13 protein-coding genes and 1 tRNA gene are annotated in these 12,402 nt (G+C 54.3%); 8 read left to right on the top strand and 6 right to left on the bottom strand.

The genetic code is table 11. The features are described from left to right. Window positions 1-10 precede the first annotated feature (10 nt). From FDX04_RS22475 to FDX04_RS22450, 6 genes are read left to right on the top strand one after another with little or no spacing between them, the layout of a single operon-like run. A complete protein-coding gene (locus FDX04_RS22475; RefSeq protein ID WP_006683732.1) occupies window positions 11-748 on the top strand; it encodes a heme ABC transporter permease in 738 nt (245 codons plus the stop codon). Next, entirely contained in the window at window positions 745-957 is a 213-nt protein-coding gene (gene ccmD, locus FDX04_RS22470; RefSeq protein ID WP_005129320.1) for a heme exporter protein CcmD, read from the top strand. The genes FDX04_RS22475 and ccmD overlap by 4 nt, the downstream gene beginning before the upstream one ends. After that, window positions 954-1,433, top strand: coding sequence for a cytochrome c maturation protein CcmE (gene ccmE, locus FDX04_RS22465; protein ID WP_042307191.1), 480 nt, complete (start codon window positions 954-956; stop codon window positions 1,431-1,433). The genes ccmD and ccmE overlap by 4 nt, the downstream gene beginning before the upstream one ends. Continuing rightward, window positions 1,430-3,385: a heme lyase CcmF/NrfE family subunit gene (locus FDX04_RS22460; protein ID WP_137371491.1), complete on the top strand. Its 1,956-nt coding sequence runs from the start codon at window positions 1,430-1,432 to the stop codon at window positions 3,383-3,385. Before ccmE ends, FDX04_RS22460 begins: the two co-directional genes overlap by 4 nt. Then, window positions 3,382-3,939 (top strand): thiol:disulfide interchange protein DsbE, encoded by a 558-nt coding sequence (gene dsbE / locus FDX04_RS22455; protein WP_003834613.1) that lies wholly within the window; start codon window positions 3,382-3,384, stop codon window positions 3,937-3,939. The genes FDX04_RS22460 and dsbE overlap by 4 nt, the downstream gene beginning before the upstream one ends. Then, window positions 3,936-4,985 carry a cytochrome c-type biogenesis protein CcmH gene (locus FDX04_RS22450; protein WP_137371490.1) on the top strand — a complete coding sequence of 350 codons (1,050 nt, stop codon included), beginning with the start codon at window positions 3,936-3,938 and terminating at the stop codon, window positions 4,983-4,985. The genes dsbE and FDX04_RS22450 overlap by 4 nt, the downstream gene beginning before the upstream one ends. Window positions 4,986-5,086: 101 nt before the next feature. Here the strand turns inward: FDX04_RS22450 and narP are convergent, their stop codons facing one another. The 4 genes from narP to FDX04_RS22430 all read right to left on the bottom strand — a co-directional run bounded on the left by narP (window position 5,087) and on the right by FDX04_RS22430 (window position 8,109). After that, entirely contained in the window at window positions 5,087-5,734 is a 648-nt protein-coding gene (gene narP / locus FDX04_RS22445) for a nitrate/nitrite response regulator protein NarP (protein ID WP_137360925.1), read from the bottom strand. A 204-nt stretch (window positions 5,735-5,938) separates the two neighbouring features. Continuing rightward, window positions 5,939-6,015, bottom strand: a tRNA-Pro gene (locus FDX04_RS22440). A 74-nt stretch (window positions 6,016-6,089) separates the two neighbouring features. Further along, entirely contained in the window at window positions 6,090-7,850 is a 1,761-nt protein-coding gene (gene yejM / locus FDX04_RS22435) for an LPS biosynthesis-modulating metalloenzyme YejM (RefSeq protein WP_137371489.1), read from the bottom strand. Between the two features lie 31 nt (window positions 7,851-7,881). Then, complete coding sequence (locus FDX04_RS22430; RefSeq protein WP_003027506.1) at window positions 7,882-8,109, bottom strand: YejL family protein; 228 nt, start codon at window positions 8,107-8,109, stop codon at window positions 7,882-7,884. Between the two features lie 134 nt (window positions 8,110-8,243). Here FDX04_RS22430 and yejK point away from each other — a divergent pair, with 134 nt between their 5' ends. Further along, window positions 8,244-9,251: a nucleoid-associated protein YejK gene (gene yejK / locus FDX04_RS22425; RefSeq protein ID WP_048234884.1), complete on the top strand. Its 1,008-nt coding sequence runs from the start codon at window positions 8,244-8,246 to the stop codon at window positions 9,249-9,251. Between the two features lie 119 nt (window positions 9,252-9,370). On the opposite strand, the gene rplY is transcribed toward yejK, so the two are convergent. Both rplY and FDX04_RS22415 read right to left on the bottom strand, forming a co-directional pair. Further along, on the bottom strand, window positions 9,371-9,655 hold the full coding sequence (gene rplY / locus FDX04_RS22420) for a 50S ribosomal protein L25 (protein ID WP_006683755.1): 285 nt from the start codon (window positions 9,653-9,655) through the stop codon (window positions 9,371-9,373). A 124-nt stretch (window positions 9,656-9,779) separates the two neighbouring features. Further along, window positions 9,780-11,540, bottom strand: coding sequence for a DEAD/DEAH box helicase (locus FDX04_RS22415; protein ID WP_137360923.1), 1,761 nt, complete (start codon window positions 11,538-11,540; stop codon window positions 9,780-9,782). Between the two features lie 151 nt (window positions 11,541-11,691). Between FDX04_RS22415 and rsuA the strand changes: the two genes are divergently transcribed. Further along, entirely contained in the window at window positions 11,692-12,399 is a 708-nt protein-coding gene (gene rsuA, locus FDX04_RS22410; RefSeq protein WP_061382086.1) for a 16S rRNA pseudouridine(516) synthase RsuA, read from the top strand. Window positions 12,400-12,402: the final 3 nt, after the last annotated feature.

The raw sequence follows: 12,402 nt of genomic DNA, 5'->3' as shown, positions 1-12,402 counted from the left end.
TGACTGAACTATGTGGAAAACACTTCATCAATTGGCGATGCCCCCTCGGCTCTATCAGATCTGCGGCTGGTTTATTCCGTGGCTGGCGATTGCCAGCGCGGTGGTACTCATAACGGGATGGGTCTGGGGCTTTGGCTTCGCGCCAGCTGATTATCAGCAGGGACAGAGCTATCGCATCATTTATCTGCACGTTCCGGCGGCAATCTGGTCGATGGGGATTTATGCCTCGATGGCTGTTGCGGCGTTTATCGGCCTGGTCTGGCAGATGAAAATGGCCAATCTGGCGCTGGCTGCGATGGCGCCCATTGGCGCTGTGTTTACCTTTATTGCGTTGGTGACGGGGTCCGCATGGGGCAAACCGATGTGGGGAACCTGGTGGGTCTGGGATGCTCGACTCACCTCAGAACTGGTGCTGCTGTTTCTCTACGTTGGCGCCATTGCGCTATGGCATGCGTTTGATGATCGCCGCCTGGCAGGGCGTGCCGCCGGTATTCTGGTGCTGATTGGCGTGGTCAACTTACCGATTATTCACTACTCGGTCGAGTGGTGGAATACGCTGCATCAGGGGTCAACCCGTATGCAGCAGAGCATCGATCCGGCAATGCGCGCTCCGCTGCGTCTGGCGATTGTCGGCTACCTGTTGCTGTTCGTCACGCTGGCGCTAATGCGCATGCGTAACCTGATTTTGATGATGGAAAAACGCCGCCCGTGGGTGAGCGAACTGATCTTAAAAAGAGGCCGCCAATGACCCCTGCATTTGCATCATGGAGTGATTTTTTCGCGATGGGCGGTTACGCCTTGTATGTCTGGCTGGCTGTCGCCATGAGCGTTATTCCGCTGCTGGTGCTGGTGCTGCATTCTGCGTTACAGCATCGCGCAATTTTACGCGGTGTGGCTCAGCAGCGGGCGAGGGAAGCGCGCATGCGCGCAGCGCAAGTACAACGGGAGGCGGCGTGAATATTCGACGTAAAAATCGGCTATGGATAGCCTGCGCGGTACTGGCAGGTCTGGCGTTGACCATTTCGCTGGTGCTCTACGCGCTGCGTTCCAATATCGATCTGTTCTACACCCCGGGAGAGATACTCTACGGTAAGCGTGAAACGCAGCAGATGCCTGAAGTCGGTCAACGTCTGCGCGTGGGTGGGATGGTGATGCCGGGCAGCGTGAAGCGCGATCCGCAATCGCTAAAAGTAAATTTCAGCATCTATGACGCCGAAGGTGTGGTGGATGTGACCTATGAAGGTATTTTGCCGGACCTGTTCCGTGAGGGGCAGGGCGTCGTCGTTCAGGGCGAGCTGGACAAGGGAAATCATGTGCAGGCTAAAGAGGTTCTTGCCAAACATGATGAAAATTACACCCCGCCGGAAGTCGAAAAAGCGATGCAGGAAAACCACCGTCGCCCGGAAAGTGTTTATAAGGATAAAACGTCATGATGCCTGAAATTGGCAATGCGCTGTTGTGCCTTGCGCTTGGCGTTGCATTACTGCTGTCGGTCTATCCGCTGTGGGGCGTGGCGCGCGGCGACGTGCGGATGATGGCCTCAGCACGGCCCTTTGCCTGGGTCTTGTTTATCTGCGTGATGGGGGCGTTCCTGATTCTGGTTAATGCCTTTGTGGTTAACGACTTTACCGTGACCTACGTCGCCAGTAACTCCAATACCCAACTTCCGGTCTGGTATCGGGTCGCGGCGACCTGGGGCGCGCATGAAGGCTCGCTGCTGCTGTGGGTGCTGCTGATGAGCGGCTGGACGTTCGCCGTCGCAGCGTTCAGCCAGCGCATGCCGCTGGATATCGTCGCCCGCGTGTTGGCGGTGATGGGGATGGTCAGCGTCGGCTTCCTGCTGTTTATCCTGTTTACCTCTAATCCGTTTGCCCGCACGTTGCCCAACTTCCCTATCGAAGGGCGCGACCTCAACCCGCTGTTGCAGGATCCGGGACTGATTTTCCATCCGCCGTTGCTGTACATGGGGTATGTCGGTTTCTCAGTGGCTTTCGCGTTTGCGATCGCCGCGCTGATGAGCGGACGACTGGACAGTACCTTCGCCCGTTTTTCGCGTCCGTGGACGCTGGCGGCGTGGGTGTTCCTGACACTGGGGATTGTGCTCGGTTCGGCATGGGCTTATTACGAGCTGGGTTGGGGCGGCTGGTGGTTCTGGGATCCGGTTGAGAACGCCTCCTTTATGCCATGGCTGGTGGGCACAGCCCTGATGCACTCGCTGTCGGTAACCGAACAGCGCGCCAGCTTCAAAGCCTGGACCCTGCTGCTGTCAATCAGCGCCTTCTCGCTGTGCCTGTTGGGTACTTTCCTGGTACGTTCCGGCGTATTGGTTTCGGTGCATGCTTTCGCCTCAGACCCGTCGCGAGGGATGTTTATACTGGCCTTCATGGTGCTGGTGATTGGCGGTTCCCTGCTGCTGTTTGCAGTGCGTGGGCATAAGGTTCGCTCGCGGGTAAACAACGCGCTGTGGTCGCGTGAATCGCTGCTGTTGGGAAACAACGTCCTGCTGATCGCCGCTATGCTGGTGGTGTTATTGGGCACGCTGCTGCCGCTGGTGCACAAACAGCTTGGGCTGGGCAGCATTTCGATTGGCGAGCCGTTCTTCAATACCATGTTCACCTGGCTGATGGCGCCGTTTGCGCTGCTGCTGGGCATTGGGCCATTAGTGCGCTGGGGCCGTGACCGACCACGTAAACTGAAAACGTTACTGATCATCGCGTTTGTCACCACGCTTATTCTGTCGCTGCTGCTGCCGTGGCTGTTTGAGGATCGCATTGCCGCCATGACAGTGGTGGGGCTGGCGATGGCGTGCTGGATATTTGTGCTGGCCATGTCCGAAGCGTACCTGCGCATTTCTCGTGGAACGAAGCTGACGCCAAGCTACTGGGGGATGGTATCGGGTCACGTTGGGCTGGCGATTACCATTGTTGGTATTGCCTTTAGCCAGAATTACAGCGTGGAGCGCGATGTACGTATGAAAGCGGGTGATAGCGTCAGCATCCATGACTATCAGTTTACTTTCCGTGAAGTGAAAGATATTACCGGGCCAAACTACTGGGGCGGGGTCGCCATTATTGGCGTCACGCGTGATGGTAAACCGGAAGCCACGCTGCATGCGGAGAAACGCTTCTATAACAGTACCAGTTCCATGATGACCGAGGCGGCGATTGACGGCGGGTTCACGCGCGATCTGTATGCTGCGCTGGGTGAAGAGCTGGATAACGGCGCGTGGGCTGTACGTTTGTATTACAAACCGTTTATTCGCTGGATTTGGGCCGGAGGATTGCTGATGGCGCTGGGCGGGTTGTTCTGCCTGTTTGATCCACGCTATCGCCAGCGCACGCGCCCTCGCGCCGCGGTGCAAAAAAATGCGTCGGAGGCTGTATGAAGCGCAACGCACTGTTAATTCCGTTTATTATTTTTCTCATCATTGCGGCGGCCCTGCTGTGGCAGTTAGCGCGTAACGCGCAGGGAGACGACCCTACTAATCTGGAGTCGGCGTTGATCGGCAAACCAGTTCCGACGTTCCGCCTGGAATCGCTGGAAAACCCGGGTCAGCATTATCAGGCCGATGTGCTGACGCAGGGCAAGCCGGTGTTGCTGAACGTCTGGGCGACCTGGTGTCCGACCTGTCGCGCCGAGCATCAGTATCTGAATCAGCTGTCTGCGCAAGGCGTGCGGGTAGTGGGCCTGAACTATAAAGACGATCGTCAGAAAGCCATTGTCTGGCTGAAAGAGCTGGGCAATCCTTACTCATTAAGTCTGTTTGACGGCGACGGTATGCTCGGCCTCGATCTTGGCGTGTACGGCGCACCGGAGACGTTCCTGATCGACGGGAAAGGTATTATTCGCTATCGCCATGCCGGCGATCTGAATGCCCGGGTGTGGGAAAGCGAGATCAAACCGTTGTGGGATAAGTACAGTAAGGAGGCTGCGCAATGAGATTTTTATTGGGCCTGCTGATGCTGGTTATCTCGGGATCCGCGCTTGCGACTATCGACGTAATGCAGTTTAAGGATGAAGCGCAGGAGCAGCAGTTCCGCCAGCTTACCGAGCAACTGCGTTGTCCTAAATGTCAGAACAACAGTATTGCCGACTCTAACTCAATGATCGCCACCGACCTGCGTCAGAAAGTGTACGAACTGATGCAGGAAGGCAAAAGCCAGAAAGAGATTGTTGACTACATGGTGGCGCGCTACGGCAACTTCGTCACTTACGATCCGCCGTTAACTCCGCTGACCGTGCTGCTGTGGGTGATGCCTGTGGTAGCGATTGGTCTCGGGGGCTGGATTATTTTCGCCCGTACTCGCCGACGCGTGCGGGTGAAACAAGAAGAGTTTCCTGACGACATTATCCCGGATGGCAAGCGCGGTGGATTCGGACTATTTGTGCCCGGCATCGTGGTGGCGCTGGTGGTTGGCGTGGTGAGCTATTATCAAACCGGGAACTATAAACAGGTGCAGGTCTGGCAGCAGGCCACCGCTCAGGCTCCAGCGCTGCTGGAGCGGGCATTGGATCCGAAAGCCGACCCGTTGAATGAAGAAGACATGACGCGTCTGGCGCTGGGGCTGCGCACTCGCTTACAGTCCGATGCCGGAAACGTCGAAGGCTGGATCATGCTCGGACGTATTGGCATGGTACTCGGTAACGCCAGTACGGCTACTGAAGCCTATGCCAATGCCTATCGACTGGATCCTAACAACAGCGATGCGGCGCTGGGTTATGCGGAAGCATTGACCCGTTCTTCCGATCCTGATGATAACCGTCGGGGAGGGGAGTTGTTGCGCCAGTTGATCAGAGGCGAGCATGCTAACGTGCGCGTATTGAGCATGTATGCTTTTAACGCTTTCGAACAGCAGCGCTTCGGCGAAGCGGTTGCGGCGTGGGAGATGATGCTGAAATTATTGCCCGCTAACGATACCCGTCGGGCGGTAATAGAACGCAGTATTAAACAGGCGATGGAGCAGCTAACGCCGCAGGAGAAGTAAGAGTGGAAGGGGCCGGATGGCGACGCAAAGCGTCTTATCCGGCCTGGCGATCCTCGTGATTTGTAGGCCCGATAAGCGTAGCGCCATCGGGCAATATCTGGTTATTGCATTCCGCGCGTTTGCAAAAACAGAATAGTGGCAGCAACGCGAGAGCGCACGTTGAGTTTGCGCAGCAGGTTGCGAATATGCACCTTCACCGTCTGTTCGGAAATATTTAATACCGAAGCAATCTGTTTATTCGACAGCCCCTGAGCCAGCTCGTGTAACACATCCAGCTCGCGTTCGGTGAGAATGCTGAACGGATCTTCTTGTGCACCGAACAGGTCGCGTTCGCGCAGATATTCATTGACGCGTGTACTAAACGCTTTACCGCCTTTGGCGCCGCTGCGAATGGCCTCCAGCAGGACTTCAGGATCGCTGTCTTTGAGCAAATAACCATCCGCACCCGCGTCAATTAAGGCGTATACATCGCTGGCGGCATCCGAAACGGTCAGAATGATAATTTGTGCGGTAACACCGTCCCGACGCAGCGCATTCAGGGTATCCAGCCCACTCATACCTTTCATATTGAGATCCAACAGGATCACGTCAAGGTCCAGACGGTTTGCCAGATCGATCGCACTTGCGCCGTCACCTGCTTCAGCTACCACGTTAAATGCGGGATCCAGTTGCAATAATTGACTAATTCCCCGCCGCATCAGTGGGTGGTCGTCGACAATCAGCACCCGAAAAGGCGTTGCTTCAGGCATACTATTCTCCTGAGTTTTATTAGTATCATTATTGTTTTCAGCGCATCAATCGTCCAGGTTCATCGCGCTGATGAGAGGGTAAATTTTACCCCAATTTGTGCATGGGTAAGTAGTAAAACCTGTGCTGAAAGCCGTGGTGGCGCGGAACATTGAATCGCAGGCATAAAAAAACCAACCACAAGGGTTGGTTTTTTTGAGGATTTTTGGTCGGCACGAGAGGATTTGAACCTCCGACCCCCGACACCCCATGACGGTGCGCTACCAGGCTGCGCTACGTGCCGACGCTATGGCTGATAATACTACTGCTTTCCACCGCGAATGCAAGAGGATGGCTTGCTAACTGATTTATAATTAATCAGTTAGCAATGAATCGTTTCTCATCCGTCAGAACTTGCAGCAGTAGGCTCAGCTGCGGTTTCTGATCTTTTATCTTCTCACCGTGTAAATCATAGGTCTGATAATTACCGTTGTTGTTAAGTACCAGCGTCATCTCTGGCGTGGTAATTGCCAGCGTGCTACCGTCGGCGGCGGTAACCCAGTAATGGCGGCGGGTTGCATTAAACAAATCCTGACCCTGCGAGTACTCGTTCGCTGGCGTGCTGACGTGGAGCAGACGTTGCATGAGCGTCGTCATCAGGTCCGTATGATCGGTCAGGCTATTGATGCGCTGAGCAGGTGTTCCCGGCCAGTGAATAATCAGAGGAACCTGCAGATGGCCGCGTGACCAGGCAAAATTGTTCTCTTCCTGAGTCAGCGGCACGCCCCGGCCCGCGGTAATAATCACCACCGTGTTGTTCAGTTTACCCGAGTCGCGCAGGGCGCTAAGGATCCGGTTAATGTTGGCATCCACATCCTGAGCGGCATTGGCGTAGCGTTTGGCAAAGTTCTTCTGGTTGCTGTCATCCAGGTTCGTTCCGTTAAAGGAGACCCAGGAGAACCAGCGGTTATCTTCCTGTGCGTAGCGACCCAACCAATTAATCCACTGACTTGCGGTTTGCTCGTCAGACTGCGTTTGCACGCTCGGCATAGAGAAATCTGACAGTAGCGCCTGGCGATAAAGCGGGCTGGTAAAGCCATCCGAGGAGAATAGCCCCAACTGATACCCCTGCTGGTTCAGTGCAGAGATCAGCGCCGCAGGCGTTCGGGTCGACAAAATGCCGTCCATGTAGCTTGGGGACACGCCATAGAACAGGCCAAAAATCCCGTTATCTGTGGTGTTGCCTGTGCTCATGTGACGCGTAAAGGAGATATTCTGCCCAGCGAATTCAGCCAGCGCTGGCATCTGTTTTTCAAAACGCGAGTAGTTCAGGCCGTCTACGGTGATCAGCAGAACGTTCTGTCCGGTTCCCATATCGCGGTAGCGCAGTTCACTGAGCGGGTACTGCACGGAAACTGCTTCCGGATTTCCCTGCTCGATCAGGCGGCGTTGATATTCTTGCGCATCCAACAGACCATGTTTTTCCAGAAACTTACGCGCTGTCATCGGATAGGAGAGCGGCAGGTTCGCGCGTTGCATGGTAATAGGGCGATAGAAATTGGCATCTGCCCAGATGTACACCACATGCGAGGCGATAAAGGAAACGAAGAAGAATGCTGCTAAGGGTTTAGCAAAATGGCGACGACGCGTCAGACTGCGCAGTTTTTGCCAGCTCCAGGTCGCAAACAGCATTTCTATTAACAGAATAATCGGCACGCTGATAAACATCAGCTGCCAGTCACGCGCCGCTTCATTCTGGTCAGGGTTAATGACCAGTTCCCAGACGATCGGGTTGAGGTGCAGGTGGAAGCGGGTAAAAACTTCGCTGTCGATTAACAACAGCGTCATACCAGCCGTCGCCAGGATAGCTGATAAGAATCGCATCAGCCTCTGGGACATGACGATAAACGTCAGGGGAAACAGGATCAGCAGATAGGTGGCAAACACCAGGAAGCTAAAATGCCCGACAACGCTCAGGTAGGAATATACGCGCCCTGTAAGCGTAGTCGGCCAGTCGGCGACAAACAGGTAACGGCTACCGAGTACCATGGCCAACAGAATGTTGAACAAAGCAAACCAGTGCCCCCAGCTAACCATCTGGGAGACTTTCTCACGGTAGCGCTGACGATGAGTTACCATAAACTGTTGTTCGTTTCCCCGGAGCAGGCTCTTAATGCGCTTGGTCGTCGTTTACCGAAGACTGTAATGCGCGGGCAAAAGAGTTGGCAATCGCCTGGCGCTGGGCCGGTGCGATGCTTGTATTGATAAGGTTAGTCACCATGTTTCCCAGTACCATCAGGGAAAGATCGGTCGGCGCCTTATGTTTTTCCAGTACGTTGAGCATCTCATTCAGCAGTTGTTCAACGTGTTCGTCACTATAGCGGGAAATTTGTGGCATAAATCGAAATCAGTCTGTTCATGAAAGGGCAACATATTACCGTACGGACAGTTTTTTTTCTGCTTTTTTATCTTCTATTGCGTCACTGCCCGGCAGGTGGTTGAATACCGCCCGGTCTAAAAGGAGAGTTTATCATGAGTCTGGATATCAACCAGATTGCCCTGCACCAGCTTATCAAACGTGATGAGCAAAACCTTGAGCTGGTCTTGCGCGATTCATTACTGGAACCGACAGCGACCGTTGTCGATATGATGGCTGAACTGCATCGGGTGTATAGCGCCAAGAATAAAGCCTATGGCCTGTTCAGCGAAGAGAGCGAGCTGGCGCAAACGCTGCGTTTACAGCGTCAGGGTGAAGAGGATTTTCTGGCCTTTAGCCGTGCCGCGACAGGGCGTTTGCGGGACGAGCTGGCGAAATATCCTTTTGCCGATGGTGGTATTGTCTTGTTCTGCCATTACCGCTATCTGGCGGTAGAGTATCTGCTGGTTGCCGTGCTGAACAATTTAAGCAGCATGCGCGTCAATGAAAATCTGGATATCAACCCGACGCACTATCTGGATATCAATCATGCGGACATCGTGGCGCGTATTGATTTAACCGAGTGGGAAACCAATCCGGAGTCCACACGCTATCTGACGTTCCTGAAAGGGCGGGTCGGGCGCAAAGTCGCCGATTTCTTCATGGACTTTCTCGGCGCCAGCGAAGGTCTGAACGCCAAAGCGCAAAACCGTGGCTTGCTGCAGGCGCTTGATGACTTTACCAATGAGGCGCAACTGGATAAAGCCGAGCGCCAGAACGTGCGTCAGCAGGTCTACAGCTACTGTAACGAGCAACTTCAGGCCGGTGAAGAGATTGAGCTGGAATCGCTGTCTAAAGAGCTTTCCGGCGTCAGTGAAGTCAGCTTCAGCGAATTTACCGCTGATAAAGGGTATGAGCTGGAAGAGAGCTTCCCGGCGGATCGCAGTACGCTGCGCCAGTTAACCAAATTTGCCGGCAGCGGCGGTGGGTTAACCATTAATTTTGACGCCATGCTGCTGGGCGAGCGTATTTTCTGGGATCCGGCGACGGACACGTTAACCATCAAAGGTACGCCGCCGAACCTGCGCGACCAGCTCCAGCGCCGCACGTCGGGCGGGAAATAAAACCGTTTGCCGGGTGGGGGAGGAAACGCCTTATCCGGCCTGCGTGATCTATCTTTAGCGCCAACAGAATCCCATAAAAAAACCCCGCCGAGGCGGGGTTTTCTTCAACTTCCAGGCGATTACGCGCGAACGAAGTCGATGTGAGTCAGCTTCGGCTTGAAAGCGTGACGCTGTACAGCCTGAGCTTTAACTTTAACTTCTTTACCGTCAACAACGATGGTCAGAACTTCGCTGTAGAATTCAGCTTTAGCTTGCATGTTCATAACTGCATCGTGATCCAGTTCGATAGCAATCGGGGCTTCTGCGCCACCGTAGATGATCGCCGGGAACTTGTTAGCGGCACGCAGGCGGCGGCTCGCACCCTTACCCTGCTCTTTACGTACTTCAGCGTTGATAGTAAACATTTAAATCTCTCTTTAATAATTCCTGCTACAGGCGACCCAGCAACAGGTAAGTGATCTGCTTTGCGTATGCAAAAGCGGGCGAGATTCTATACTCAAACGGCTGGTACATCAATCAAAAGTACAATTAACCGCGTAATTCATGTGCCCGGCGAAAGCGACCTTCATAATCGAAGACCTTTTCACGCACCTGCCAGTACTGACCTTTCATACGCGCAACCACGAAATCAGGATGGCGCAATAGCGCCTGCTGGGCGAGGATATCGGTGGCGGTTATCCAGCGTAAGGGAATACCGGGAGTTCGGGTGTGTGGGCGAATAAACAGTTGTTCAAATGCTGTACGCTGCGCAGGAGTGTGTAGACGAAAACGTTCGCTGACGTCAGCCCCGTCTTCATCGTAATAGGTGATTTTTAGCCATTCGCCTTTCTCATCCTGGCCATTTTGTAACACCATCCCGCTACAGCGCAGGACCAGCGCATCTTTTAGCCTCAACGCCGCTTTTAGCATGTCATCCGGATCGACCAGCACCGTATCGCATTCACGACAGCGGCGGGCAGCAATGTCATTTTCCGCGTTGCACTGCGGGCAATTTTTAAAACGGAAACGAAAGTCGCACTGTTCGCGATGGCCGTCATCATCTTCAAACCATCCCTGGCAGCGGCGACCAAAATGTTCAATCAGCGTACCGTCAGCCGTTGTTTTGCCCCAAAAGGTGTTGGCAAATCCGCAGGCAGGACAGAACACCTGCACCGGCACGTTGTCGCTTTTTCCCTTCGGCGCGCCTACTTCCGGGGCGTACAGATCGTGGGGATTGCCCGCGTAATCGAGGATCAGACAGTCGGTTTTACCTGGGGCCAGGCGCAGTCCTCGACCAACAATTTGTTGGTACAGGCTGACTGATTCAGTCGGGCGCAGAATAGCGATAAGGTCGACGTGCGGGGCATCGAAGCCGGTAGTCAGGACCGACACATTCACCAGAAAGCGAAAACGCTGGGCTTTGAACTCTTCAATCAGCACGTCACGCTCCGCGCCTGGCGTATCTCCGGTGATAAGCGCGGCATCGTCATCAGGCAGTAGGCCCAGAATTTCTTTGGCGTGTTCAACGGTGGCGGCGAAAATCATCACCCCTTTGCGCGACTGGGCAAACTCGACAATCTGGCTGATGATATGCGGCGTGATTCGCTGCTGCTTCTTTAATTCCCGATTAAGGTCCGCCTCGCTGAACAGGCCGTTACTCTGCGCCTGCAGACGGCTGAAGTCATACTGCACGACCGGCATGTCGAGGCGTTCCGGCGGCGTCAGATAGCCGTGTTTAATCATGTAACGCAGCGGTAATTCATAAATGCAGTCGCGAAACAGCGCTTTTTCATCGCCGCGCACCATTCCGTGATAATGAAAGTGGTAAATCCACCCTTTACCCAGACGAAAAGGCGTGGCGGTAAGCCCGAGCAGGCGTAAGTGGGGATTGACGTTGGTCAGGTGAGTGAGGATTTGCTGATACTGACTCTCTTCATCATCACTGATGCGGTGGCATTCATCGACGATAAGCAGGGAAAACTCTCCCTGAAAGGCGTCCAGATTGCGCGCCACCGACTGTACGCTGCCGAATACCACTTTCCCGTGGCTCTCTTTACGCTTCAGCCCAGCGGCAAAAATATCGGCCTCCAGCCCCAACGCGCAATATTTGGCATGGTTTTGCGCGACCAGCTCTTTGACGTGCGCCAGTACCAGCACGCGACCACGCGCCACGCGGGCCAGTTCCGCTATCACCAGGCTTTTGCCTGCGCCAGTGGGCAGGACGATAACCGCCGGCGTGCGGTGGTGGCGAAAATGGTTGAGCGTGGCGTCCACGGCTTCTTTTTGGTACGGGCGAAGAGTAAAAATCATGGGCTCACTAAGGTAAACAGTAACAATGAATAGTATGCCATGAATCATTTCCCTTGAGGGATGGTGTAACGCCGCTATACTGGGCGGATAACAGTCCCACTTTTCGGGCGCAAACCCGATTCTCGTATTTTTACAGGCAAAAATCACACTCATGCGACTTGATAAATTTATCGCTCAGCAACTCGGCGTCAGCCGCGCTATTGCCGGGCGTGAGATCCGTGCTAACCGCGTTACCGTCGACGGTGAAATCGTCAGAAATAGCGCCTTTAAGCTGCTGCCAGAACATGACGTCGAATATGACGGCAATTCCCTGATTCAACAAAATGGCCCGCGCTATTTTATGCTGAATAAGCCTCAGGGCTATGTTTGTTCAACGGATGACCCGGATCACCCGACGGTTCTTTATTTCCTTGATGAACCCGTCGCCCACAAATTACATGCGGCAGGGCGTCTGGATATCGACACCACCGGACTGGTGCTGATGACCGATGACGGTCAGTGGTCGCATCGCATCACTTCACCACGTCACCATTGTGAGAAAACCTATCTGGTGACGCTGGAATCGCCGGTGGCGGATGATACCGCCGAGCAGTTTGCCCGTGGTGTACAACTACATAACGAAAAAGACCTGACAAAGCCGGCCGTGCTGGAAGTCATTACGCCAACTCAGGTGCGATTGACCATCAGCGAAGGGCGCTATCATCAGGTGAAACGGATGTTTGCCGCCGTGGGGAACCACGTTGTAGAACTGCACCGTGAACGGATCGGCGCCATTAAGCTCGATGATGATCTTGAGCCAGGTGAATACCGTCCATTAACTGAAGAAGAAATTGCCAGCGTTAACTTAACCCCGCGTTAATCT

The sequence above is a fragment of the Citrobacter sp. wls615 genome, assembly GCF_005281355.1.
GTDB classification, from domain to species: domain Bacteria; phylum Pseudomonadota; class Gammaproteobacteria; order Enterobacterales; family Enterobacteriaceae; genus Citrobacter; species Citrobacter werkmanii.
Note: the sequence above shows the minus strand (reverse complement) of the source record. Positions and strands in the feature narration are given on the sequence as shown.